Below are 25804 nucleotides of genomic sequence, written 5' to 3'. Positions count from 1 at the left end.
CTAGCCAAAGGGCCGGTAAAGATCCTCTTGCGGCCGGGTAAACCATTCCGGCCCCGCCGCGGTCATATAGAAATGGTCTTCCAGCCGGATGCCATATTGGCCGGGCACGACGATCATCGGTTCGTTGGAAAAGCACATGCCCGCTGCCAGTGGCGTCGCATCGCCTTTGACCAGATAGGGGCCTTCGTGGATGTCCAGACCGATGCCGTGGCCGGTGCGGTGCGGGAGGCCTGGCAGGTCATAGTCGGGGCCGAGGCCGTGGCTGACCAGCATATCGCGGGCGGCCTTGTCGACGTCTTCGCAGGGCGTGCCGATGGCGGCGCGGTCAAAGGCGGCTTGCTGGGCTTCTTTCTCCGCGTGCCAGAGTCTTTCGATCTCGCTGTCCAGTTTCGACAGGGCGTAGGTGCGGGTGATGTCGCTATTATAGCCGTCGATCGTGCAGCCGGTATCGATCAGGATCAGTTCGCCCTCCTGCAGCGCCGGGTCGCCCGGTACGCCATGCGGGTGGGAGGTCGCTTCGCCGAACTGGACGGCACAGAAACTGTTGCCGCCATCGGCACTACCAGCGCGGTGCAGGCGATCGATTTCGGCGATCACGGCGCTGGCTTTCATACCCGGCTTGATCCACTCGAAAATGGTCTGATGGACCGACAGCGTCAGCTGCATCGCCGCGATCATCAGATCGATCTCGGCCTGGGATTTTATCGCGCGCAGCGGTGCTATGACCGACGCAGCAGAGCTTTGGTGGACCGGTTTTTCCAGCTGTGCCAGCGCATCGAACAGGCGCGCGGCATGGCCGTAGGAACATTCAGGATCGAGCGCGCACCGCTGGCAGCCCGCTTCCGCCAATAGAGACGCGATCAGCGCGAAGGGACTTTCATGCTCCTCCCAGAAGGCCATGTCCGCGGCCATCGGGAATTTGGCACGGATCGCGGATTCCTCGAATTTCGGGCAGATGAAGATCGTACGATCCGCCGTCAGCAATATCCCGACGAAGCGCTCGCTTTCGTAGAAAGCCTCGGCGAAGAAGTAGCGCATATTGCTGCCCGGCGTGATCAGGATCGCATCAAGGCCATTTGCGGACATGGCTGTGCGCAAATTGTCCAGCCGCTGTTCGCGTTCGGCGTTGCTTATCCGTGGTGGTCGCGATGCTATGGTCATGGTCAAATCTCCAAATGGGGCGAGCGCCTCAGCTGTAGCTGGATTGGCGTTCCTTCAATATATTGCGGCACAGATTATGTCCGCTGATAGGCCGCCGATTCCACCGCTGCCAGAACACGCAGGGCGTCTGTGTCTGCAAAGGGCAGGAATTGCATCAGCACCAGGCCCGCGATGTTGCTGGCGGGATCGATCCAGTAATAGCAGTTGGTCAGCCCGGCCCAGGACAGGCTCCCGGCCGCGCGGCCATCGGGTCCTGTTTCCGGATTGATCAGAAAGCCGAGGCCCCACCCGCAATGCATGCCGGGAAAGGCTTCAAACGAGTTGGCGAGTAGCGGCACCACACTCTCCATCTGCCCCGCTTTCAGCCCGCCGATCTGGTTTTTCGACATGGCAGCGACGGTCTCGGCGCTGATGATCCGGACACCGTCGAGCGAGCCGCGGTTCAGGATCATCCGCATGAAACGCATATAGTCCGCCGCCGTCGAATAGAGCCCGCCGCCGCCGGACTGATATTCCGCCGCATCACCGCCGCCAATTTCGATGGGAAAGGGAACCAGAGCATCCGCCTGGCGGGAGAGCAGCGGAACCCGCCGCTCAACCTTGTCCGGCGCGACCGCAAAGCCCGTGTCCTGCATGGCCAGAGGCGCAAAAATATGGTCCTCCATATAGGCGCCGAGCGTCTGGCCGCTGGCGGCCTCGACCGCGCGACCAAGCCAGTCGGTACTCACGCCGTACAGCCAGTCCGTTCCCGGTTCGAACATCAGCGGCGTCGTAATGCTGGCGATGCTGGCGGGAGCGACCTTCCCCTGGGCTTTGGCCATATCCGCTTTGGTAAACGCATAGCCGAGACCGGATGTGTGGGTGAGCAGATGCCGGAGCGTGATCGCCTTTTTGGCGGGCTCCACTATCGCCTTGCCGTCCCCGTCAAAGCCGGTCAGTACATCGGGATTGGCCAGTTCGGGCAGGATGGGATCAATCGGATCGTCCAGAGACAGCAGGCCCCGTTCGACCAGTTGCATCGCCGCCACCGACGTTATCGCCTTGGTCATCGACGCGATCTGGAATATACCATCCAGCGCCATAGGCTTGCCAGTTTCAGGATCGGCGAGACCCGCTTGCGCCGACGCGAGCACCGCATCGGCATTGCCAATCATGGCAACCGCGCCGGCCACCAGCCGGTCGGCCAGCGCCTGATCCAGGGTTTTTTGTAAATCCAGCTGCAGCAATCCATTCATCCTTTTATGACAATATTTTCAAAATCCACGGCTTCGGCTATCGCGCGCCCAGCCGATCGGCGTGCCAGCGCAAATGATCCGCCATATAGGTGGAAATGAAATAATAGCTGTGGTCATATCCTTCGCGCATATTCAGGCTGAGCTTTATGCCCGCCTTGTCGCAGGCTTCCGCCAAGAGTTGCGGCTTCAGCTGTTCCTCGAGGAAATTGTCGCCCGTTCCCTGATCGACCAGGATGTCGACAACGCGCGCGCCATCCTCGATCAGGGCGCAGGAATCATATTCCCGCCACGCCGCTTTATCGCTGCCGATATAGCCGCCCAGCGCCTTTTCGCCCCAGGGGCAATTGATCGGCGAAACAATCGGCGCAAAGGCCGACACGCTTTTGTAACGGTCGGGATTGCGCAGCGCGATAGTCAGCGCGCCATGGCCGCCCATGCTGTGCCCGAATATGGCCTGGCGCTCCATGTCCGCCGGAAATTCCCTGGCGATCAGAGCGGGCAATTCTTTTTCGATATAGCTGCGCATCCGGAAATGCTTCGCCCATGGGTCTTCGGTGGCATCGACGTAGAAACCGGCGCCCTGCCCCATGTCATAGGCCTCGTCATCGGCCACCCCTTCGCCGCGCGGCGAAGTATCCGGCGCGACGATGATCAGGCCCAGTTCGCTGGCTGCCCGACGATATTCGCCCTTTTCCATGACATTGGCATGGGTGCAGGTCAGGCCCGACAGATACCAGACGACCGGCAGTTTTACGCCCTTTTCATGATCAGGAACATAGACAGCAAAGGTCATCTCTGTGCCCGTTTCGGTGGACGCATGGGAATAGACCCCCTGCGTTCCGGCGAAACTTCTGTTGGTGGAGACGGTCTCCATTAAAAGACCACCACACTGCGGATGCTTTCACCGGCATGCATCAGGTCGAAGCCCTTGTTGATCTCGTCCAGCGACAGCGTGTGGGTGATCATCGGATCGATTTCGATCTTCCCATTGACATACCAGTCGACGATCTTCGGAACATCGGTCCGGCCGCGCGCGCCGCCGAATGCCGTACCTTTCCAGACGCGTCCGGTGACCAGCTGGAACGGGCGCGTCGAGATTTCCTTGCCGGCTTCGGCGACACCGATGATGATGCTTTCACCCCAACCGCGGTGGCAGGCCTCCAGTGCCTGACGCATCACGTCGGTGTTCCCGGTGCAATCAAATGTATAGTCCGCGCCGCCATCGGTCAGCGCCACCAGATGCTCGACGATATCGCCTTTGATCTTTTTCGGATTGACGAAATGGGTCATGCCGAATCTTTTGCCCCACTCCTCACGGTCGTCGTTGATGTCGACACCGATGATCTTGTCAGCGCCGACCATGCGCGCGCCTTGCAGCACGTTCAGTCCGATCCCGCCAAGACCGAAGACGATGACATTGGCACCGGGTTCGACCTTCGCCGTATTGACCACGGCGCCGACACCGGTGGTGACACCGCAGCCGATGTAGCAGCTGGTGTTAAACGGCGCGTCGGTGCGGATTTTCGCGACCGCGATTTCGGGCACGACAATGAAGTTCGAGAAAGTCGAGCAGCCCATATAATGATAGATGGCTTCGCCCTTGTAGGACATCCGGCTGGTCCCGTCGGGCATCAGCCCCTGCCCCTGGGTCGCGCGGATCGCGGTGCACAGATTGGTCTTGCCCGACAGGCAGCTTTTGCACTGGCGGCATTCCGGCGTGTAGAGCGGGATCACATGGTCGTCGGGCGCCACCGAGGTCACACCAGCGCCGACTTCGCGCACGATACCGGCGCCTTCATGACCCAATACGCTCGGGAACTTGCCTTCGCTGTCGAGGCCATCAAGCGTGTAAGCATCGGTATGGCAGATACCGGTCGCCATGATCTCGACCAGCACTTCGCCCGCTTTGGGACCTTCCAGATCAAGCTCGACAATCTCCAGCGGCTTTTTGGCTTCAAATGCGACGGCTGCTCGGGTCTTCATAAGGGGCTAGTCCTCTATTCTATGGTTTCCGGCCTTGTAAGTCAGACATATAGGTGTCCGCAAGCGTGACCGGGGCATTTCGTCCCGTGTTTCCTTCTGCCACACGGCTTTGCTCGGTCTATTTGTCATGATTGGCAGTTGATCTTCCTACCGAGTTCGGTTCAAAGGCAGGTTCACAGGGGAGTACCGGAATTGACGCAAGATTGCACGTCCATCCGCGAGGAAGTCGCGAAACTATGCCAGAAATTTCCGGGAGAATATTGGCGCGCACGCGACAAGGCACGCGAATATCCCAGCGATTTTGTCACCGCGCTCGGCGAAGCAGGATATCTGGCGGCGCTGATCCCCGAAGAATTTGGCGGCGCCGGATTGCCGATTTCCGCAGCGGCGGCAATCCTAGAGGAAATTCAGGCACAGGGTTGCAATGCTGGCGCGGTACACGCGCAAATGTATATCATGGGCACGATGTTGCGCCACGGGTCGGAAGAGCAGAAATCGCAATATCTGCCGAAAATTGCTACTGGCGAACTGCGCCTTCAGGCATTCGGCGTGACCGAACCGACCAGCGGCACAGATACGCTGGCGCTGAAGACCGTCGCCAAGCGTGACGGCGACGATTATGTCATCAACGGCCAGAAATTATGGACCAGCCGCGCCGAACATAGCGACCTGATGCTGTTGCTCGCCCGGACCACGCCGCGGGATCAGGTGGCCAAGCGCACTGACGGCCTGTCGGTCTTTCTCGTCGACATGAATGCGGCACTGGGCAACGGCCTGACGATTCGGCCGATCGAGACGATGATGAACCACAGCACTACAGAGCTGTTCTTCGACAATATGCGCGTCCCCGCCGCCAATCTGATCGGCGAGGAAGGCAATGGCTTTCGCTACATACTCTCCGGCATGAATGCCGAGCGGCTGCTGATTGCAGCAGAATGTATCGGCGATGCCAAATGGTTCATCGAAAAAGCAACCGCCTACGCCAAGGAACGCGTGCTGTTCGGACGCCCGATCGGCCAGAATCAGGGCGTCCAGTTCCCGATCGCCCGCGCCTATGCGCAGATGCGCGCCGCCGAACTGCTGGTCCATGAAGGCCTGCGCAAATATGAAGCGGGCGAGAATTGCGGCGAGGAAGCCAATATGGCGAAGATGCTCGCCGCCGATGCCAGCTGGGCTGCTGGAGAAGCCTGCGTCCAGACCCACGGCGGCTTCGGCTTTGCCGCGGAATATGATGTCGAGCGCAAATTCCGCGAGACGCGGCTCTATCAGGTGGCCCCGATCAGCACCAATATGATCCTGTCCTATGTCGCCGAACATGTGCTGGGCCTGCCACGGAGCTATTGATGGGCGACTGGTCGGACTGGATCGGCAAGAGCGAGACACGTCATGACGTGATAACGCCGGGCCTGCTGCAACGCTTTTGCGCGACAATCGACCGGCCGGTCACCGACGACATTCCACAGGGATTGCACTGGTGCCTGTGCCTGCCCGATGCGCCGACTGCGGAACTGGCAGAAGATGGCCATCCCGCAAAAGGCGGGTTTCTACCGCCCGTCCCCCTGCCCCGCCGTATGTGGGCGTCGAGCGATGTTTCTTTTAATCATCCGCTACAGCTGGGTGACGAGATAACGCGCGTGTCGACCGTGGCCAGCATAGACGAGAAATCGGGCAAGTCGGGTGATCTGGTCTTTGTCGCTGTCGATCATGAAACGCGGGTCGGTGAACGGGTGGCGATCAGGGAGCGGCAGAATATCGTCTATCGCGAGCCAGCGACGACCGCAGCACCCGCCGCTTTAGTCAGCAGCGATCCACCAGATATTCAGGCCTGGGACTGGCAGCAGGAAATCAGCCCTTCCGAAACCTTGCTATTCCGCTATTCCGCCCTGACGTTCAACAGTCACCGCATCCATTATGATCGCCCCTATGCGATGCAGGAAGAAGCCTATCCCGGCCTCGTCGTGCAGGGACCGCTCATGGCAACATTATTGCTGGATCTCGCCACAAGCCACCTGGGCGCAAACAAGCTATCGCGTTTTTCATTCCGGGGACAGGCTCCGGCCTTCGCCAATACGGCCTTATATTTGGTCGGAAAACGCGAGGACGCGAGCATCACGCTGGCTGTGCTGGGCAATGACGGCAGAGAAATCATGTCCGCCGAAGCGGCGATCTAGAACTGCGGTGACCAATCCACTGGACACAGCAAAGAAGCTCGGCGGTAGGGTCGCATAAACCGCCGAGCTTCCCATGGATACCCAAAATGGGTTTGGTGCGGCACGGGGATAAAACGAAATAAACTGCTCCGTCACATCGTTGCCGCAAGATCTTGTTAACCGAGTCTTTTTCTGGGGGCTGTGATCCCGATCACTGGTAAAATAAAAAGGACGATCGCGGACAATAATGTCCGCCGGTCGCCTTGTGCCGAGTGCCTTGATCATATGGGATTGTTGGGGGGATTGGTGCGAAGCCGCCTGCGTGACGAGTAGCGACTTCGCCAAAGCGGACTAGCGGATTTGCGCGCCTCTCGTTGTGACTGCAATCACTCGGGTTCGCCGCTGTGATGGCTGCATTTCATTTGTCGCTGTACCGGCCACGCTCTTGCAGCGACACAAATCCGGCAACGGGCACGGCTGCAAAAAAAACGGGAGCTTACCCGAAGATAAGCTCCCGCTGCGCCTCTGTTGGGGCTGATGTCCTCTTGCGATTCCAGCAGCCGCTTGTTCGGCGTCCGGATTCCAGATCGAACGCGTTAATGGTTGGTGGTTGTCCACGTTTCCGCTTGCGCTTCTTCGCTTCGGTTTCCAACCCGCATTTGGTCCAGTCACCTGATGATCTTCGTCAGGCTGATCCGTTCCGGCTTGCGCCTTCCCTTTTCGGTCCTTCTCCGATCACCGACCGAGAGATCATTTTCCTTTTCTTGCGAAAAACAAACTGGTCATCTCGACCATCTTCGGGGTCCCGGGCTGTCCTGCGGGTCATTGCTGACTGGTCGCTGGTTCGTCCGTTTGCCTTCCGATGACCAATATATGACTCCTCATGCCGAGTCGCGCCTAGGGGAAAATAGCAAGTTATCCACAGGCAGATCAGTTAGCGGTGGAAAACCCCTGCCGATCTGGTGGATAAAAACTGCACTTCGTGCTGTCGGGTGAATTTCTGAAAATATTGTCCGCTGGTCCGGACCTTCATTTGGGAGGGGATGGGGGAAGGGCCGGACCTTTGGACCAATCCCGGCGCCTCGATCGGGAGGAGAAGGAGGCAACCGGGATTGTAACTGTTTATCTTAGCCCTGGACCGTCGAAAACAGCACAATGCTGCTGACGGAAATTGCTGCGATAATATTGAAAAGCGTTCTCATGGATTTTCTCCTTTTTACAAACGCCGATCAAACATCTCTTTTCCTGCGTAACTTACGCGGCGCAGATGGTCGCATCGCAAGTAAGTTTCAATTGAGAACGCAGCCCGACCTGTTGCATGTTATGCAACTGCCCCCGGATCAAAAGCCGGAGAATATCGCGCGGGCTTCAGCTTTACTTGAAAATGCCCTTGAACAGCTTCTTGCCCTTGTCGAGCGGGTTGCTTCTGAAATTGGCCTCTTCCTTGCCAATATAGGTAAAAATGCCTTCCATCGCCTGATCCGTGACGCTGTCGGTCAGGCCGTCGCGCGAAAGATCGGTCCCGCCCAGCCGGGCTATCGAAGAGAGCGAGCCGAGTCTTTCGACCTGCTCATATGCCCCCAGTTCCAGAAGCGCCTTTTCTACCAGCGGGCGGACTTTAACCGCCAGTTCTTCGCCCGACGTACGCCGGAGATAGTCGGAACCGGCCGCTTCGCCACCGGTTACAATACCGACACCGTCCTGCAACGTGAGACCGTCGATTGCCGAGCGGAACACCGGCTTGGCTTCGAGCGCCGCCTTGCCCGCAGCATCATTCAATGTCTTGGTAATGTCCGTGGTCAGGCCGGCCTTGCTGGTGAAACGCAATATACTCGTCGCCTTCTGCAGCGGACCGGGCAGCAAGATCCGCACCGCCTTGTCGGCATAGAAAGCACCCGGTTCCGAAAGCTTGTCGAGTGCATTATCGGAGGCATCGCCCAAGATACCTTTCACACCCGAACTTTGCGCTGCCGCGGGTGTCGCCGCGAGAGTCACGAGCGCCAGCGGTGCCGTCGCCAGAGCGATCGTGGCGAATATTCTACCAGAGGTTTTTCCGTGACGCATGACCATTTCTCCTGAACTATGTCAGAGGGTCATAGCATATTTCACTGGTCAACGCCTGAACCTGCCAAAAAATATCGGTAAAATTGTGCAAATTCGAGATTTTGCGGAGATGACTAATGTTCGGAAAATTCCAGAACGCCTTTGGTTTCATCCCCGGATGATTCCGTCAACACCAGCGAAAACGGATCATCTTCAGCGGTTTTACCGGAAAGGTTCGTGCCGTCGCGCACAACCTTGAAATCATTGCCGGTCAGCTGCGTTTCATACCAGTCGGCCAGCTTGTCGGCACCCACTGGCGCCGTGAAACCGATCCGGACCTTGCCCCCTTCCCCGTCAACGTCCTTGATATCAAAGCTGGTGACATGGCTGCCGGGATAAAGATCGACATCGTTCATGTCGAAATCGTCGCTGTCGAGCGTGATCGAAGGCAGATCAACTTCCATCGAGAAACCATCCGCCTTGATCGAGAATTTGCTGTCTTTACCGTCGCCGCCGATTTTGATTTTCTCGTCATCGGACTTGCTGTCATCGCTGAAATCGATCGACAGACCAGAGCCGTCGCCGGATTCGTCTTCAGCCTTGCTGCAAGCCGACAGGGCCAGCGGCAGTGCCGCCAGTAAGATCAGATATTTCGTGGACATGCGTATTTCTCCAGACTGTATTGCTATATTAATACAGTCTGGAGCCTAATTCGTCAAGACACAAACCTGGATCAGCCTTCTATCGACGCGCCCGGGTTGGAAGCATTGACGATTCCGCCATCGACAGGGATGGTCGTACCGACAACATAGTCTCCGGCCGAACTGGCAAGGAACACCGCCGCTGACGCCATGTCCTCTGGCCGGCCGATGCGTTTCGCCGGAATGCCTTTTTCCACCGCAGCTTCATGGTCACGAGCGGCCTTGTTCATCGTCGAAGCAAAGGCACCGGGCGCGATTCCGGTCATGATGATATCTTCCTGGACCAGCTTCGAAGCCATTTTGCGGGTCAAGTGAATGACCGCCGCCTTCGACGCCTGATAGCTGTAGGTCTCCCACGGATTGACCTTGAAGCCGTCAACCGACGCGATGTTGATGACCTTTGCCGGACGCTCGAAACTGGCCGCCGCTTTCAATTGCGGGTGCAGCGCCTGAGTCAGGAAGAACAGGCCTTTGACATTGGTATCCATGACCTTGTCCCAGCCGCCTTCGGAGAAAGACGTATATTCCTCGCCCCATGCGACGCCGGCGTTATTCACCAATATGTCGAGCTTTTCTTCGCGCGATGCGATCTCGGCAGCGAGGGCCTTGCAGCCTTCATAGGTCGAAATATCGCCCTGAATATACATGCAATTGTCGCCGAATTCGGCAGCAGCCGCTTCGCCCTGATCGGCCTTGCGACCGGAGATATAGACTTTAGCGCCCTGCGCCAGAAATCCTTCGGTGATCATCGCGCCAATGCCGCGCTGGCCGCCGGTGACGAGAGCTACACGCCCTTCGAGCGAGAAAAGTTTGTTAAAATCCATCGTCAATATCCTTTAATAACCGTGCATTTCGGCAACGAGATTGGTGTGGTAATTCACATCACCCATGAATTCCTGCAACGCGCGGTCGCGCTTCATATAGAGGCCGATATCATATTCGTCGGTCATGCCGACGCCGCCGTGCATCTGGACGCCTTCCTTGACCGAAAGCGCTGTCGCCTTGCCAGCCTTGGCCTTGGCAACCGATACCATCAGCTCTGCGTTAGCAGAGCCTTCATCGAGCAATTGTTGCGCTTTCAACACGGTGGCCCGCGCGACTTCCATCTCGCTGTAGAGATGGGAGATGCGGTGCTGCAATGCCTGGAACGAACCGATCAACTCGCCAAACTGGCTGCGCCCTTTGATATATTCGACCGTGATATCCATGGAGCCCGCGCCGACACCCAATGTTTCCGCAGCGGCACCGGAACGTCCGGCGTTCAACAATCGACGCAGGACCGCATCGCCTTCGTCAACCTCGCCAATCACCGCGTCGGCGTCGACCAGCACACCGTCAAACTGGAGATGCGCCGCCATCGCACTGTCGACCAGCCGCGCGCTGTTTTTAGACAAGCCAGCAGCATTCGCATCGACAGCGAACAGCGTGAGCCCCTTGTCGTCACCCGCAGATCCGCTGGTTCGAGCAGCAACGATCAATGTATCGGCCGAACCGCCCTGCACCACAAATTGTTTCTTGCCATCGAGCTTGAAACCATTGCCTTCGCGGGTAGCGGCCATGCTGATCTGGTCCGGGCGATGCTTCGCGCCTTCGTCAATCGCCAGCGCCAGAACCGTATCTCCGGCGATTATGCCCGGGAAATATCTGTCGCGCAGAGCCTTGCCGCCCGCGTTGAGCGCTTCGACACCGGCAACCGCCGTGGTCAGAAATGGCGAAGGCGTGAGATTGCGACCGATTTCTTCCAGCACAACGCCCGCTTCGACATGACCGAGACCGAGGCCGCCCTCTTCTTCGCCGATCAATATGCCGGTAAAGCCCATTTCGGCGAACTGCTTCCACAATGCGTGCGAGAAACCGTCCTTGCACTGCTTGTCGCGAAATTCGCGCAGATGCGAAACCGGCGCCTCGCCTTTCATGAATTCGGCGGCGCTGTCGTGCAGCATCTGTTGATCGTCGTTCAAATATAGCGGCATGTTCTAGTCCTTATCTAATTCTGTTCGCGGCAAGCTCGCTCGCCAGGCCATACTGTTCGAAATCAGCTCCGCTAGGCGCCGGGCAGTCGCAATATCTGTTTGGATATGACGTTCAGCATGACTTCGCTGGTGCCGCCTTCGATACTGTTCGCCTTGGTACGCAACCAGTTGCGAGCGGTCATGCCGCCATTGCTGGCATCGCTTTCCCACTCCAGCACTTCGCTGCCGCCGGCCGCCATGATCAGCTCGTGCCTGCTCTTGTTGATCTCGGTGCCAACATATTTCATCATATTGGGCTGGGCCGGATGGCAGAGGCCGGCCTTGAACGTATCGCCAAACCGTTCGGCCATCGCGCGGAAGGCCAGCAGTTCGATGTCCATATCCGCCAGTTCAGCACGGAGCATCGGGTCATCGAGTCGGCCCATGGCATCGCGGCCAATCTGGTCAGCAAATTTCGCGCCCAGCGAACCGCCCGTAGAGCCACCCTGATCGGAAATCATGCTGCGTTCGTGACCGAGCAGATATTTGGCAACATCCCAGCCCTTGTTCACTTCATAGACTACCGACGAGACACCCTCGCCATATTCCTTGGGTACTTTCACATCGTCGAAAAATGTTTCGCAAAATGCCGACTGGCCCGAGATCAGAACGATCGGCTTGGTCGTCACGCCTTCGCTCGCCATATCGAACAGCATGAAGGTAATGCCCTTATGCTTTTCATTCTTGTCGGTCCGCGTCAGGCAGAAGATCCAGTCGGCCTTGTCGGCATAGCTGGTCCAGATTTTCTGGCCATTGACGACAAAATGATCGCCCTTGTCGATGGCGCTGGTTTGCAACGACGCGAGGTCGGAACCGGAGCCCGGTTCGGAATATCCCTGACACCAGCGGATTTCGCCGCGCGCGATTGGCGGCAGAAAATGTTTCTTCTGCGCTTCTGTTCCGAAATGCAGCAGCGCGGGGCCGAGCATCCAGATGCCGAAGCTCGACAGCGGTGACCGGCATTTGAGCCGCGCCATTTCCTGACCCAGAACTTTCGCCTCTTCGCGTGACAATCCGCCGCCACCATATTCCTTCGGCCAGTCCGGTACCGTCCAGCCTTTGGCCGCCATGATATCCAGCCATTCTTTCTGGCCCGGCTTGAACGTCGCATTGCGTCCGCCCCATACGGCATCTTCTTCACCTGTCATCGGCTCGCGCATCTCTGGCGGGCAGTTGGCCTCGAGCCATTTAGCGGTCTCCGCGCGGAATGTTTCCAGATCGGACATCACGAATTTCCTTTTAATTGATCAATTAAAGTTGGACTATCATAATTTCGTGGAGTGATTCAACGATTCCCTTGGCCCGAAGTCAAAAAGAATCGGAGAGTCCGCCGCAAAATTTTTACCACGACTGGCCAGCCGTCAGATTTCCGTAACGGAAACGAACATGGTCAGCACAAGCGATTGACGCTCACAGGCATCAGCGCTTTAATGAAGAAAAAAAAGGGAGCGCAAGAGGATGAGATTTAAAGGCAAGACCGCCGTGATAACAGGCGGGTCATCAGGTATCGGACGCAGCAGCGTTGAACTTTTTCTCCGCGAAGGCGCCAAGGTAGTAATGGGCGACATCGATGAAGCGGAAGGCACCGCGATGATGTCGGCGATGGGCGATGGCTTTCTGTTCAAGAAATGCGATGTCACCCAGGAAAGCGATATCAAGGCACTGATGGACTATGCTGCGGAACAAACCGGCGGCATTGATATCGTTTTCAACAATGCGGGCGCCGGCGGCCCGCGGGCTCCGATAGACGAGATCAGTGGCGATGAATGGGACTTTGCCATGGCATTGTTGCTGAAATCCGTGGCCATGGGTATCCGCCACGCCGCACCGCATCTGAAAAAACGCGGCGGCGGAGCGATCGTCAACACAGCATCCATTTGCGCGTTTCAGGCCGGCTATGGCCCGGTGGCCTATTCCACCGCCAAGGCCGGCGCATTGCATCTGACAAAAGTCGCCGCAGCCGAGCTGGCCCGATACGGGATTCGCGTAAACGCGATATGCCCCGGCTTCATCCAGACCAATATTTTCGCGGCGAGTGTCGGCGCCAATACGGAAGAAACGAACGAGATAAATGCGATTCTGGGTCAGGCAGCAGCGAACGCCCAGCCAGTCGCCCGTCCGGGAGTGCCGAGCGATATCGCAGAGGCGGCCGCCTATCTGGCATCCGATGCAGCGGGTTTTGTCACCGGCACACATTTGCTGGTCGACGGCGGCATGCTGGTCGGTACTCAGGGTAGCTGGAATCCGGAAATACCCGGCATGCTCGATGCGATCTTGCCGGAGCATCTGCGTTGACAGAGGCATCGGAAAAGCTCCCGCTCAAAACCAAAATCCTATATGGCTTCGGTTCCGCCGCTTACGGTATCAAGGATAACGGATTCTCCGTCTTTCTGCTGTTTTATTATAATCAGGTGATCGGGATGCGGGCTGACGTCGTCAGTCTGGCGATTGCCATTGCCCTGTTCGTCGACGCTTTTATCGACCCGCTGATCGGCCAGATGACCGACCGGACCAGAACGCCGATCGGACGGCGCCACCCATGGTTATACGGGGCGGCGCTTCCGATTGCGGCGGCGTGGCTGTTATTATGGCATCCGCCCGAGGCCAGCGCCACGGTGCAATTTTTCTATCTGCTGACGATGGCGATGCTCGTGCGGATATCCCTGTCCGCTTATGAAGTGCCCTCACTGGCGTTGCTACCGGAACTCAGCCGCGATTATCATGATCGCACCAGCATTTTGCGCTATCGCAGCCTGTTCGGCTGGGCGAGTGGTCTCGGTATCATGGTTCTTGCTTATGGCATTCTGCTGGTACCCAGCGAAAAATATCCCGTGGGTCTACTGAACGTGGATGGTTATTCAACTTTTGCCATCATTGGTGCCTGCATCATGGCTTTTGCCGTCCTGGTGTCGGCGCTCAGCACTCACAAAAGGACGGTCGCGCGATATAAGGCCGAACGCGAGCCACCGAAAACAGCAGAAGGCTTTTCGGAAATGCTCTCGGCATTCCGTTTTTCACCCTTTCTATTGCTGATGCTTGCTGGCGTTTTCGCCTTTACCAACCAGGGCCTGTTATTTTCGATGACACCCTATCTACTTACGCATGTCTGGGAATTCGGCTCTGCGGAAATGACTCTCTATTCTGCCGTTCTGTTCATCGGAGTCATATTCGCATTTTTGCTCGTCACTCCGGTTTCCAAGCAGACCGGAAAACCCAAGGGCGCCGCTTATTTTACGTTGCTGGCGGTGATCTTTGGTACTGTGCCATATTGGCTGCGCATGATGGATCTTTTCCCCGGACCCGGCTCCCCCTATCTCATACCAATCCTCTTCACCCTGGTCGTCATCAGCATTGCGGCTAGCATCTCTGCCATGATATTGACCTATTCGATGATGGCCGATGTCACAGATGCCTATGAATATGATGCGGGCAAACGTGCGGAAGGCCTGTTCTCTTCGGGTATGTGGTTCATGCAGAAAATGGTCGGCGGCATGGGAATTCTGCTGGCTGGCCTCATCATTTCGTTCATCCGGTTACCGGCGCAAGCGGTTCCCGGGACGGTTGATCCCGCGATTGTCGACAATCTGGCGCTCATTTTTGTGTCGCTGGTGACCGTGATCGGAATTGCCGGAACATGGGCCTACACTCTGTTTCCCCTTAGTGAACAGGATCATGGCGAACGCATATCGAAGCTGGCCGCGTCCATGCCGCGGGTAAAATGAAAATCCGAGAATGAAAATCATCCGGCGAGACGTTTTCGCGGTGGCAAAGCCAGACGGCGTCTGATAAGTTAATCGCATAGTTAAAAAAAGAAAAGGGCTTGGGTATGGATTTTGATCTCACTGAAAAGCAGGAATATTGGCGCAACCGGGTGCGTGATCATATCGAGACTCACCTCCGACCCCGCATGGCGGACTTTCACAAGGAAGAATCAACCGGCGAGCGCTGGAAGGTCCTGCAAGTGATTGAAGAAGAGAAGAAAAAGGCCAAAGAAGCCGGCATCTGGAACTTGTTCATGCCGCCAGCGAATCCCAATCTTACGCATATTGACGATGTGTTTGAATTCGAAGGCCCGGGCCTGACCAATATGGAATATGCCCTGTGCGCCGAAGAAATGGGCCGCGTCGGCTTTTCTTCCGAAGTGTTCAACTGCTCCGCTCCCGACACTGGCAATATGGAAGTTTTCCATCGCTACGGCACCCTGGAGCAGAAAGAACAATATCTGCGGCCATTGATGAACGGCGAAATCCGCTCTGCCTTCCTGATGACCGAGCCAGCCGTTGCATCTTCTGACGCGACCAATATCGAGACAGCGATCGTCCGCGACGGCGATGAATATGTGATCAACGGACGCAAATGGTGGTCCTCCGGCCTCGGCGATCCGCGCTGTAAAATCGCGATCGTCATGGGCAAGACGACCTTCGAGGGCAGCCGCTACACGCAGCAGTCCCAGATCCTTATGCCAACCGACGCACCGGGCGTGAACATCCTCCGGCATCTTCCCGTCTTTGGCTACGACGATGCGCCGCATGGTCATATGGAAGTCGAGATGAAGGACGTTCGGGTACCGGCTGACAGTATCCTGCTTGGCGAAGGGCGCGGTTTTGAAATAGCGCAGGGTCGCCTCGGACCTGGCCGCATCCATCACTGCATGCGCACCATCGGTGTCGCCGAAGAAGCGCTCGAAAAAATGGTCAAGCGTCTGCAATCGCGTATCGCTTTCGGCAAGCGCATTTCCGAATTCAGCGTTTGGGACGAACGCGTTGCCCGTGCCCGGATCGATATCGACATGAGCCGTTTGCTCTGCCTGAAAGCGGCAGACATGATGGACAAGGTCGGCAATAAATATGCCAAGGCTGAAATTGCCATGATCAAGGTTCAGGCCCCTACCATGGCGCTGAAAATCATTGATGATGCGATTCAGGCCCATGGCGGCGGCGGCGTGTCGGACGATTACGGCCTTGCCAGCGCTTATGCCCATCAACGGACCCTGCGGCTTGCCGATGGTCCGGACGAAGTGCACAATCGCACGATCGCCAAGATGGAATATGGCAAATATGCCGAAACCGCCGACGGCAGCAAGATGAAGGAAGAGTTTTCTTCAGGTGATCTGGCTGTCACGCGCTAGGAGCAGATAATGAAAGCAGCAGTATTAGTCGAAGCGGGAAAACCGCTCGTCATCGAGGATGTCGTAATCTCCAAGCCGGGACCGCATGAAGTGTTGATCCGGACGGCGGCCTGCGGATTGTGCCATTCGGATCTCCATTTTATCGATGGCACCTATCCGCACCCTCTGCCCGCTATTCCGGGGCACGAGGCAGCGGGTATTGTCGAGGCGATCGGTAGCGAAGTTCGCACCGTTGCCGTCGGCGATGCCGTGGTTTCCTGCCTGTCGGCCTATTGCGGGCATTGCGAGTTTTGTGTGTCCGGCCGGATGTCATTGTGCCTCGGCGCAGACACGCGGCGCGGTGCAGACGAAGCACCGCGGATCACCCGCCCCGATGGGTCACCCGTCGGGCAGATGCTCAATCTCTCGGCCTTTGCCGAACAGATGCTGATCCACGAACATGCCTGTGTGCGGATCGATCCGGACATGCCGCTCGATCGCGCTGCCGTTATCGGCTGTGCGGTGACCACCGGCGCTGGTACGATCTTCAACGCCTGCAAGTTGACGCCGGGTGAAACTGTTGCCGTCGTCGGCTGCGGTGGAGTCGGATTGGCAACAATCAATGCCGCCAAGATTGCGGGCGCCGGGCGGATCATTGCTGCGGACCCGATCAAGGAAAAACGTGATCTGGCGATCAAGCTGGGTGCAACAGATGTTATCGACGCGATGGCTGATGATGCCGCGCAACAGATTGTCGAAATGACCAAGGGCGGCGTCGATCATGCGATTGAAGCCGTCGGACGGCCAGCATCCGGAGATCTGGCAGTCGGTTCGCTTAAACGGGGCGGCACCGCGACCATCCTCGGCATGATGCCGCTTGATCACAAAGTCGGTCTGAGTGCGATGGATTTGCTTTCCGGCAAAAAACTGCAAGGCGTGCTGATGGGAGAGAACCGCTTCCCCGTCGATATCCCCCGTCTGGTGGACTTCTACATGCGTGGACTTCTCGATTTAGACAGCATTGTCGCGGAAACCATTCCGCTAGAGCAGATCAACGAAGGCTTTGAGAAAATGAAAAAAGGTGATGCGGCCCGTTCCGTCATCACTTTTAGCTAAAGGAATAGGAACCTCCATGAACCCACAGGAAGATATGTCCGGCACGATGGAAGTACCGGAAAAGGACAAGCTCGACGAAGCAAGTCTTGCGCGCTGGATGGAGTCCAATGTCGAAGGTTATGTCGGCCCGTTGAGCCTTAGCAAATTCAAGGGCGGTCAATCCAACCCGACATACAAGATCGACACACCGACCACCTCCTATGTGTTGCGCAAGAAACCGTTCGGCAAACTGCTGCCTTCCGCGCATGCGGTTGATCGGGAATTCCGGGTCATAGCCGGTCTCGATCCTACCGGCTTCCCGGTCGCCAAGCCTTATGGCCTGTGCGAAGATGATAGCGTGCTCGGCACGATGTTCTACGTCATGGGAATGGCCGACGGACGGACGTTCTGGGACGGCACCTTGCCGGACAGCAATCCCGAAGAGCGCAGAGCCATCTATTTCGAGATGATCGATACCCTGGCTTTGCTGCACAGCTATGATCCGGTAGAACTGGGGCTCGAGAAGCACGGCAAGCCCGGCAATTATTGCGAGCGCCAGATTTCCCGCTGGACACAGCAATATCGGCTATCCGAACTCCAGGAAATCCCGGAGATGGACCGGCTGATAGAGTGGCTCACGAAAACCATACCCGAGCAGAAAAGTTTCGGCATTGTCCATGGCGACTACCGGCTCGACAATATGATTTTCGCCCATGACGAACCCAAGGTCATTGCGGTTCTCGATTGGGAACTTTCGACCCTCGGCGACCCGATAGCGGATTTCGCTTATTGGCTGATGGCCTATGAAATGGAGCCGGAAGGCCGCAGCGGCCTGAAGGGCGTGGACCTTGTACCTCTCGGCATCCCTTCCCGCGAAGAAGCCATTGCCCGCTATTGCGAAAAATCGGGCATGGCCGAGCTGCCGCCGATGGATTGGTATCTCGCCTATAATTTGTTCCGGATTGCTGCTATTCTGCAGGGCATTCAGAAGCGGGTTGCCGATGGCACCGCCAATAGTGCAGCAGCGGCCGAAATGTCGGACCGGGTAACACCCTTGGCACAAGCCGGATGGGAAGTCGCAAAACGCGCAGGAGCATAAAATGGATCTCAAGGACAAAGTCGCGATCATCACCGGTGCCGGTAGCGGGATTGGCCGCGCTGCGGCTTTGCTCTTCGCTCAACATGGCGCCAAGGTTATCGCCAGCGACGTTACCGATGCGGTCGAAGACACCGCCAAGGGCTCCGAAGGCAATATCATTGCGATCAAGGCCGATGCCGGATCCGAAGGCGATGTAGAGATGCTCGTCGAAGCTGCGGAACAACGCTTTGGCGACCTGCATGTCTTCTTCGCCAACGCCGGTATCGGCGGCGGCTTTGAAGGCATTTTCGACAGCAGTGTCGCCGAATGGCAGGAAGTTTTGCGGGTCAATCTGATCGGACCGTTTCTGGCCTGCAAATACGCCGGCAAGGTGATTGCAGAAAGCAAACATGGCGGCTCGATCATCTGTACCGCCAGCGTGGCCGGCATCCGGTCCGGCGCCGGTGGCCCCGCTTATTCGGCCTCCAAGGCCGGTGTCATCAATCTGGTGAAGGTTGCGTCTCAGCAATTTGCAACATCCAACGTCCGTTGCAATGCCATCTGTCCCGGTATCACCGAGACCGGCATGACCCAGTTCATCTACGACAAGGCCCGCGAAAAGGGCAAGGAAGACCGGCTCGGCTATCTCAATCCGCTACGCCGCGGCGCCTCCCCTAGCGAAATGGCGGAAGTTGCGCTGTTTCTGGCGTCCGACCGCTCGTCCTATGTCAATGGACAAGCGATTGCGGTTGACGGTGGTCTGAGCGCGTCGCACCCGGTCACCCGTCAGGAATTTGGCCGGACTGCAGTTTAATTCGTAAAGCGGCTTAATAGGCGAAAGCGAGATTGCCATTCCCGATCTGCACGAAGTCGACGCGGCCTTCGGTCGCGCCGCAGAGGAATGAACGCTCTTCGCTGTTCGACAATTCGCCTTCTACGCGCCAGCCGTCACCGTCGCGAACCACGGATTCGATACCAGACACGCGCGCATCGCGGCCGGCTTGCCGTTCGGCAGCGCTGGAACAGGCATTGATAGCCGATTCCATATCACCGGTTCCCCGGTCATATCTGCTGTCGTCCCGCCTATCGGCGCTCCGGTCATCATAACGCTGGTTCTCACTGCGATAGTCGCGATCTTCATAGCGGCGATCACGGCTATTATTGGACGCGGCGCTGGCGATAGCGGCTATGCCGCCGATCACCAATATGCCCGCCAACACATCGCCGCCGTCTATTCCACCGCGATGGTGGCCACGATGTCCGCGATAACCCCGATTGCCGCGATAGCCGCGCCAGCCCTGGGCGTTTTCATTGTCGGCACTCCAGCCGAGCGCCCCCGCCTCAATCGGCGTAGCAATGGTGGCTGCTGGGTGGATCGGCGCAGCCATGGCCGGTGAAAGACCGGTAAAAACCAACGCTGTGGAAGCTGCAAGAGCAGAAAATTTTGCCATTCTGGTCATATGAAATACCCCGTTTAATGCAGATTCCATAGTCCAAAACCTGCCGTTGCCATGAACATAGTTGGCTCAGCCTGTCGCCAGGCTGAACCATTTTATCTCGGTCAATAATGCATCAAGCCGTTAACGGCCGGCATATTTGAGGCCACTGAACTGGACGTTGCTGACGCGGTTGCCTTCGATATAGCAAGTAAACTTGCCCTTGTCCGAATAGCTGTTCCGCTGATAGCGGCCACGGTTCTGGTCGACCTGAATCTTGCCCTTCACCCGATAGCCATTACGGGTGCGGTCGACGTCGCGGATGTCGGTAACATTGGCCCGGCCACGGCGCGTCGCTTCATTTTCGGCAGCGCGTACGCAGCGATTCACCGCTTCGCGCTGGTCGATATGGCGATAATTATTGCCATAGCGGGTTTCCGCATAACGCCCGTTATCATAGCGATCACCGCGATAATTCGCATCGCTATAGCCCCGGTTCTTGTTGCTCGAGCTCGCGATTGCGGCAATCGCGCCGATGATCGCTACACCGGCGATTACCTCGCCAGCACTCGGTCCGCCATTGCGGCTGTCCTTGGCCATTGCGGGGGTTGCAGAAACGGCCATTGCAGCAGCAGTAGCGGTTCCGACAAGAGCCTTGTTTAACTTGTTCATGTCGACTTTCCTTTCACACTGCCCGAAACCTTTTCCCGAGCTTGCAAAGCCCTTTTAGGTGATTCGGCTTGAGTAAAGGCTGAACTGCCTCGACAGGAAACGTTCATATTAATGGCTATTTTTATGAACAGCTATTTATCGAGTTCAAGTCCGGTCGCGTGCGCCAGAAAGGCGTAGATGTCCGAATATTCCTCGATCACCTTGTCGGTCGGCTTGCCGCTGCCGTGACCCGCGCGGGTCTCGATGCGGATGAGATGCGGCTTGTCGCCTGTATCGAGCGCCTGCAACCGTGCGATATATTTGAAGCTGTGACCGGGAACGACCCGGTCATCGGTATCGGCGGTAGAAACAATCAAAGCCGGATAGTCGATCCCGCCTTTGATATTGTGATAAGGCGAGTAGGCGAGCTGGGTTCTGAAATCCTGTTCCTTGTCCGGATAGCCGTAATCATCGACCCAATAACGTCCGGCTGTAAAGCGGTCGAAGCGCAGCATGTCCATAACGCCGACCGCGGCATGGCCGGCGGTGAACAGATCGGGCCGCTGGTTCATGACAGCGCCGATCAGCAATCCGCCATTGGACCGGCCTTCAATGGCCAGCCCGTTTTGCGAGGCAATGCCGGTCGTGAGCAGATATTCTCCGGCCGCGATGAAATCGTCAAAGACATTCTGCTTGTTCTGCAAGCGGCCAGCATCGTGCCACTCCTTGCCATATTCGCCGCCGCCGCGAAGATTGGCCGAGGCGAACACGCCGCCGGCCTTGATCCACGCCATCCAGGCCGGCTTATATTGCGGCAGCACCGAAATATTAAACCCGCCATAGCCGTAGAGCATGGTCGGCGCGCCTGCCGACAGATCCTGTCCCTTCATATGCACAAGGAACATCGGGATCTTGGTGCCATCTTTGCTCTCGTAAAAGCGCTGGGTCACTTCGACCGTATCCGGATCAAATGGCAGTGACGGCGCGGCCCAGACCGTCGGTTCCGACGATGGCTCGTAACGGAACACAGTGGTCGGGCGGTTGAAGCTCTGGAAGCTGAAGAAGCCTTCTTCGCTCTTCATCGAACCGCTGAGACTAGTAACCTGCCCCGGTCCTGGAAGGTTGAGGGTGCCAAGCGCTTTACCGTCTAGATCGAATGTCGAAAGCTGGCTTTTAGCATCGACGAGATAGCTGACGACCAGCCGGTCACCGACGATCATCGTCCCGTTGATCACAGCATCGCTTTCCGCGATCACTTCGGTAAACTCAGGCTCGTCCGCGCCCAGATCGATTTTTACCACGCGTAGACGCGGGGCATCCTTGTTGGTCGTGAAATAGAGTGTGTCGCCAACGCCATCAATCAGCCGCCAGTCATAGTCGAAGCCGCTGACCAGCTTGCGCGTCTCCAGTTCCGGCGCATCCACCTTGATCATCGTAACCTCGACGCGCTCATCGGTGCCGGAAGCGGACGCAATCATCACCCATTCCTTGTCCGATGTCAGTTCTGCGAAATGGTTGAGTTCCGGCTGATCCGGCGTTGCAAAGACTTTGATATCCTTGGCCTGATCATTACCGACCGGGTGCAGATAGATGGCATGATTCAGGTTAGTCGACTGGAACGCCTCGCCTTCGTTTGGTTCCGGATAGCGGGAATAGAGAAAGCCGATATTTTTGGGCATCCATACGATATCGGTAAACTTGGCCCACTCGACCGTATCCGCCTTGACCTCGCCCGATTCCACATCAAGGACCTTCAGCGTCCGCCAGTCCGAACCGCCATCCTGAACCGCATAAGCGAGCAGGCTGCCGTCACCGGACGGTTTCCAACCGGCCAACGCAGTAGCCCCGTCGTCCGACCATGTTGCAGGATCGATCAGCACCCGTTCTTCGCCATCCACGCCGTCACGGACATAGAGCACCGCCTGATTCTGGCCCCCGCTCTTGCGTTCGTAGAAATATTTGCCGCCAGCTTCGACCGGAATGCCGAGATCGTCGTAATCGAATAATTCTTTCATCGACTGCGCGAGACTTTCACGGCCCGGCAGCGTTTCGAGATAGGCATCGGTTACCGCATTTTGTGCCTTCACCCAGTCCGCAACCTCGGGATCCTCGCGAACGTCATTCTCGAGCCAGCGATAGGGATCGGAGATATATTCGCCAAATTGCTCGTCAATGACGTCAACAGTCTTTGTTTCCGGGTAGGTCAGCGGGGTTTCCTTATTTTCTTGATCCGCGGCAAGCACGGGAGATGTAGCGGCCAAACCAATGGCCAATGTCAAAATGGTCAGACTGCGCATATTTACCCCGGGCAAAAGAAAAGAGGCCGCAAGCTTATCGCTCACGGCCTCTCATATCAATTGAAACTGTATCCTGGATGAAGGACTTAAGCGTCTTCGTATTCATCCTGAACGCTCTGGTCCGGACCGCTGTCCTTGCCCTTCGCGTCTACATCGCGGTCGACCAGCTCGATGATCGCCATAGGCGCAGCATCGGAACCACGGAAACCGGCGCGAATGATGCGGGTATAACCACCGCTACGTTCGGCATAACGGTCAGCAAGAACTTCGAAAAGTTTCTTTTCCTGGGTTTCATCCATCAAACGCGCATGCGCGAGACGACGGTTGGACAGGCCACCTCTTTTGCCGAGCGTGATCAGTTTTTCGACTACAGGGCGCAATTCTTTCGCCTTTGGTACAGTCGTCATGATCTGCTCATGCTTGATCAGTGCAGCCGCGAGGTTCTTGAGCAGAGCCTGACGGTGAGCACCGGTCCGCTGCATCCGGCGGCCCTTCATTCTATGACGCATAGTTAAATCCTTCGTTCGTTATGGGGCCGTATGAGGTACCCCGCAGCAGGTGATTTTAATCGGGCATCACCAACAGGCCCTGTTGTCATTCCGGCCTGCGCCGGAATGAGCGTAAAATTAACCGAGCAGCTCTTGTTCAAGCTTCTTGGCCATTTCTTCGATATTTTCAGGCGGCCATCCAGGAATGTCCATGCCGAGACGCAGACCCATGCTGGAAAGAACTTCCTTGATTTCGTTCAACGACTTGCGGCCAAAGTTTGGCGTACGCAGCATTTCGGCTTCGGTCTTCTGCACGAGATCGCCAATATAGATGATATTGTCGTTCTTGAGGCAGTTCGCGGAGCGAACGCTGAGTTCCAGTTCGTCGACCTTCTTGAGAAGATAGCGGTTGAGCTGGTTGGCATCGCTTTCTGCCTGGCTCTGCTGAGCGGCCATGCCGATCGGCGAAGACACCTGTTCCAGAGCTTCTTCGAAATGCACGAAAAGCTGCAGCTGGTCCTGCAAAATGCGGGCTGCATAAGCAATCGCATCTTCAGGGCTAACCGTGCCATCGGTTTCGATGGTGAGGTTCAGCTTGTCAAAATCCAATTCCTGACCAACGCGGGCATTGTCGACTTTGTACGAAACCTGACGGACCGGCGAATAGAGCGAATCAATCGGGATCAAGCCGATTGGTGCATCTGCCGGACGGTTGGCAATTGCAGGAACATAGCCCTTACCGACGTTGACGGTCAGTTCCATGTTCAGCGTAGCGCCTTCGTCGAGATGGCAGATGATCATTTCAGGGTTCATGATTTCTATATCGCCGGAGACAGCGATGTCGCCAGCCTTGACTTCACCAGGACCGGTTGCGGAAAGCTGCAAGCGCTTGGCTTCTTCACTCTCCATCTTCAGAGCGATCTGCTTGACGTTCAGAACAATGTCGGTCACATCTTCGCGCACGCCGGGAAGCGAGGAAAATTCATGCAGAGCATTTTCGATCTTGATCGACGTTACCGCTGCGCCCTGAAGCGAGGACAGAAGCACGCGGCGTAGCGCGTTGCCCATGGTCAGACCAAAGCCGCGTTCCAGAGGTTCAGCAACAAAAGTTGCCTTACGCTTCGGGTCACCGCCGGGCTTGATGTCGAGGACGTTGGGCTTCTTCAGTTCTTGCCAGTTCTTCATATTGACAGTCATGGACTTCCCCTAATGGTTCGAAGAGCGAATTTGGACGTCGTTTCCGCTCTGAATGGTAAAATGTGAGACCGGCCAGATGCCTGCCTCAAAAGCTCGAGCGGTATTAGACGCGGCGTCTTTTCGATGGACGAACGCCATTATGCGGTATCGGTGTGACGTCACGGATCGATGTGATCGTAAAGCCAACAGCCTGAAGCGCACGAAGAGCCGATTCACGACCGGAGCCGGGGCCTTTCACTTCGACTTCAAGCGTACGGACACCGTGGTCAGCCGCTTTTTTGCCCGCGTCTTCCGCTGCAACCTGAGCTGCATAAGGTGTCGATTTACGAGAGCCCTTAAAGCCCATCATGCCAGCAGAAGACCAGCTTATCGCATTGCCCTGTGCATCGGTGATGGTGACCATCGTGTTGTTAAAAGTGGCGTTGACGTGCGCTACGCCTGCCGAAATGTTTTTGCGCGCGCTCTTCTTTATGCGCTGCGGTTCGCGTGCCATGTGATCAATTCCTACCTAATATCTTGAAAATACTTATCCAGAGACAAGTCTTATTTCTTTTTGCCAGCAATCGCCTTGGGCTTGCCTTTACGGGTGCGCGCATTGGTATGCGTACGCTGTCCGCGAACTGGCAGGCCTTTACGGTGACGCAGGCCGCGATAGCAGGCCAGATCCATCAAACGTTTGATGTTCATTGCAACTTCACGCCGCAAATCGCCTTCAACCGTATGATCGGCATCAATCGTTTCACGAATGTGCAAGATTTCCTGATCGGTAAGGTCCTGAACCCGACGGGCCGGATCGATCTTCAATTTTTCAACAATTTCAGCCGCAGCCGTGCGTCCGATACCGTGAATGTAGGTAAGCGCAATGATTACGCGCTTGTTAGTGGGGATATTTACCCCAGCAATACGTGCCAATATATTTCTCCATGCTCCACAAGGACCGATTCGCCGGACCCTATCTCATCGCCAAGTCGTTAAAAACACACCCGAAACGCACAAAACCAGCGGACGCACGAAGGGCGCTGCCGGTTGTGTTGGATTTCGAATAGATGTGAAGTAGGGCGAGTCGGTGTCGCTGTCAACTGTGGAATCGCCTGAAAACCAGCTATTCCGTGCCTGTTCAAGCCCCTACCCCGATTGCATGAAAGACAATAGCATTAAAAAACCAACTAC

At 56.8% G+C, this 25804-nt stretch carries 24 protein-coding genes; 8 read left to right on the top strand and 16 right to left on the bottom strand.

Features of this window, described 5'->3' with window-relative positions:
• The 4 genes from AAC060_RS13575 to AAC060_RS13560 all read right to left on the bottom strand — a co-directional run bounded on the left by AAC060_RS13575 (nt 1) and on the right by AAC060_RS13560 (nt 4379).
• Nucleotides 1-1161 carry a Xaa-Pro peptidase family protein gene (locus AAC060_RS13575; RefSeq protein WP_339827079.1) on the bottom strand — a complete coding sequence of 387 codons (1161 nt, stop codon included), beginning with the start codon at nt 1159-1161 and terminating at the stop codon, nt 1-3.
• 74 nt (nt 1162-1235) lie between these two features.
• Nucleotides 1236-2387: a serine hydrolase domain-containing protein gene (locus AAC060_RS13570; protein WP_339827077.1), complete on the bottom strand. Its 1152-nt coding sequence runs from the start codon at nt 2385-2387 to the stop codon at nt 1236-1238.
• 46 nt (nt 2388-2433) lie between these two features.
• Nucleotides 2434-3270, bottom strand: coding sequence for an S-formylglutathione hydrolase (fghA, locus tag AAC060_RS13565; protein WP_339827075.1), 837 nt, complete (start codon nt 3268-3270; stop codon nt 2434-2436).
• Nucleotides 3270-4379 carry an S-(hydroxymethyl)glutathione dehydrogenase/class III alcohol dehydrogenase gene (locus AAC060_RS13560; protein ID WP_339827073.1) on the bottom strand — a complete coding sequence of 370 codons (1110 nt, stop codon included), beginning with the start codon at nt 4377-4379 and terminating at the stop codon, nt 3270-3272. Before AAC060_RS13560 ends, fghA begins: the two co-directional genes overlap by 1 nt.
• A 192-nt stretch (nt 4380-4571) precedes the next feature.
• Here AAC060_RS13560 and AAC060_RS13555 point away from each other — a divergent pair, with 192 nt between their 5' ends.
• Complete coding sequence (locus AAC060_RS13555) at nt 4572-5723, top strand: acyl-CoA dehydrogenase family protein (protein ID WP_339827070.1); 1152 nt, start codon at nt 4572-4574, stop codon at nt 5721-5723.
• Nucleotides 5723-6550, top strand: coding sequence for a MaoC family dehydratase N-terminal domain-containing protein (locus AAC060_RS13550; RefSeq protein WP_339827068.1), 828 nt, complete (start codon nt 5723-5725; stop codon nt 6548-6550). Before AAC060_RS13555 ends, AAC060_RS13550 begins: the two co-directional genes overlap by 1 nt.
• Nucleotides 6551-7903: 1353 nt before the next feature.
• On the opposite strand, the gene AAC060_RS13545 is transcribed toward AAC060_RS13550, so the two are convergent.
• The 5 genes from AAC060_RS13545 to AAC060_RS13525 form a co-directional block, all read right to left on the bottom strand.
• Nucleotides 7904-8593 (bottom strand): DUF4197 domain-containing protein, encoded by a 690-nt coding sequence (locus tag AAC060_RS13545; RefSeq protein ID WP_339827066.1) that lies wholly within the window; start codon nt 8591-8593, stop codon nt 7904-7906.
• Nucleotides 8594-8706: 113 nt separating this feature from the next.
• Nucleotides 8707-9234 (bottom strand): hypothetical protein, encoded by a 528-nt coding sequence (locus AAC060_RS13540; protein WP_339827064.1) that lies wholly within the window; start codon nt 9232-9234, stop codon nt 8707-8709.
• Between the two features lie 71 nt (nt 9235-9305).
• Complete coding sequence (locus tag AAC060_RS13535; RefSeq protein ID WP_339827062.1) at nt 9306-10097, bottom strand: SDR family oxidoreductase; 792 nt, start codon at nt 10095-10097, stop codon at nt 9306-9308.
• Between the two features lie 12 nt (nt 10098-10109).
• Complete coding sequence (locus tag AAC060_RS13530) at nt 10110-11246, bottom strand: acyl-CoA dehydrogenase family protein (protein WP_339827060.1); 1137 nt, start codon at nt 11244-11246, stop codon at nt 10110-10112.
• A gap of 71 nt (nt 11247-11317) precedes the next feature.
• Entirely contained in the window at nt 11318-12511 is a 1194-nt protein-coding gene (locus AAC060_RS13525) for an acyl-CoA dehydrogenase family protein (RefSeq protein WP_339827058.1), read from the bottom strand.
• Between the two features lie 232 nt (nt 12512-12743).
• Between AAC060_RS13525 and AAC060_RS13520 the strand changes: the two genes are divergently transcribed.
• The 6 genes from AAC060_RS13520 to AAC060_RS13495 all read left to right on the top strand — a co-directional run bounded on the left by AAC060_RS13520 (nt 12744) and on the right by AAC060_RS13495 (nt 19379).
• Entirely contained in the window at nt 12744-13580 is an 837-nt protein-coding gene (locus tag AAC060_RS13520; protein ID WP_339827056.1) for a glucose 1-dehydrogenase, read from the top strand.
• A complete protein-coding gene (locus AAC060_RS13515) occupies nt 13577-15007 on the top strand; it encodes an MFS transporter (protein ID WP_339827054.1) in 1431 nt (476 codons plus the stop codon). Before AAC060_RS13520 ends, AAC060_RS13515 begins: the two co-directional genes overlap by 4 nt.
• Before the next feature lie 104 nt (nt 15008-15111).
• Complete coding sequence (locus tag AAC060_RS13510) at nt 15112-16413, top strand: acyl-CoA dehydrogenase family protein (protein ID WP_339827052.1); 1302 nt, start codon at nt 15112-15114, stop codon at nt 16411-16413.
• 9 nt (nt 16414-16422) lie between these two features.
• Entirely contained in the window at nt 16423-17508 is a 1086-nt protein-coding gene (locus AAC060_RS13505) for a Zn-dependent alcohol dehydrogenase (protein ID WP_339827050.1), read from the top strand.
• 16 nt (nt 17509-17524) lie between these two features.
• Nucleotides 17525-18586, top strand: a complete 1062-nt coding sequence (locus tag AAC060_RS13500; RefSeq protein WP_339827047.1) for a phosphotransferase family protein — start codon at nt 17525-17527, stop codon at nt 18584-18586.
• Nucleotide 18587: 1 nt separating this feature from the next.
• Nucleotides 18588-19379 (top strand): SDR family oxidoreductase, encoded by a 792-nt coding sequence (locus AAC060_RS13495; protein WP_339691966.1) that lies wholly within the window; start codon nt 18588-18590, stop codon nt 19377-19379.
• A gap of 13 nt (nt 19380-19392) precedes the next feature.
• Here AAC060_RS13495 and AAC060_RS13490 read toward each other — a convergent pair whose 3' ends face one another.
• From AAC060_RS13490 to rpsM, 7 genes are all read right to left on the bottom strand, one after another.
• Nucleotides 19393-20025 carry a hypothetical protein gene (locus AAC060_RS13490; RefSeq protein WP_339827044.1) on the bottom strand — a complete coding sequence of 211 codons (633 nt, stop codon included), beginning with the start codon at nt 20023-20025 and terminating at the stop codon, nt 19393-19395.
• A gap of 120 nt (nt 20026-20145) precedes the next feature.
• On the bottom strand, nt 20146-20673 hold the full coding sequence (locus AAC060_RS13485; RefSeq protein ID WP_339827042.1) for a hypothetical protein: 528 nt from the start codon (nt 20671-20673) through the stop codon (nt 20146-20148).
• 131 nt (nt 20674-20804) lie between these two features.
• Entirely contained in the window at nt 20805-22949 is a 2145-nt protein-coding gene (locus AAC060_RS13480; RefSeq protein ID WP_339827040.1) for a prolyl oligopeptidase family serine peptidase, read from the bottom strand.
• An 86-nt stretch (nt 22950-23035) separates the two neighbouring features.
• Nucleotides 23036-23458: a 50S ribosomal protein L17 gene (rplQ, locus tag AAC060_RS13475; RefSeq protein ID WP_339827038.1), complete on the bottom strand. Its 423-nt coding sequence runs from the start codon at nt 23456-23458 to the stop codon at nt 23036-23038.
• Nucleotides 23459-23575: 117 nt separating this feature from the next.
• On the bottom strand, nt 23576-24634 hold the full coding sequence (locus tag AAC060_RS13470) for a DNA-directed RNA polymerase subunit alpha (RefSeq protein ID WP_339691958.1): 1059 nt from the start codon (nt 24632-24634) through the stop codon (nt 23576-23578).
• Nucleotides 24635-24737: 103 nt separating this feature from the next.
• Nucleotides 24738-25127, bottom strand: coding sequence for a 30S ribosomal protein S11 (rpsK, locus tag AAC060_RS13465; RefSeq protein ID WP_067198370.1), 390 nt, complete (start codon nt 25125-25127; stop codon nt 24738-24740).
• Nucleotides 25128-25177: 50 nt separating this feature from the next.
• The gene (gene rpsM / locus AAC060_RS13460) at nt 25178-25546 is read right to left on the bottom strand and encodes a 30S ribosomal protein S13 (RefSeq protein WP_339827036.1); all 369 of its coding nucleotides are present in this window, start codon (nt 25544-25546) and stop codon (nt 25178-25180) included.
• Between the last annotated feature and the right edge of the window lie 258 nt (nt 25547-25804).

The organism is uncultured Parasphingorhabdus sp. (genome assembly GCF_963975555.1).
Taxonomy (GTDB): Bacteria; Pseudomonadota; Alphaproteobacteria; order Sphingomonadales; family Sphingomonadaceae; genus Parasphingorhabdus.
This window is presented reverse-complemented; position numbering and strand designations above follow the sequence as displayed.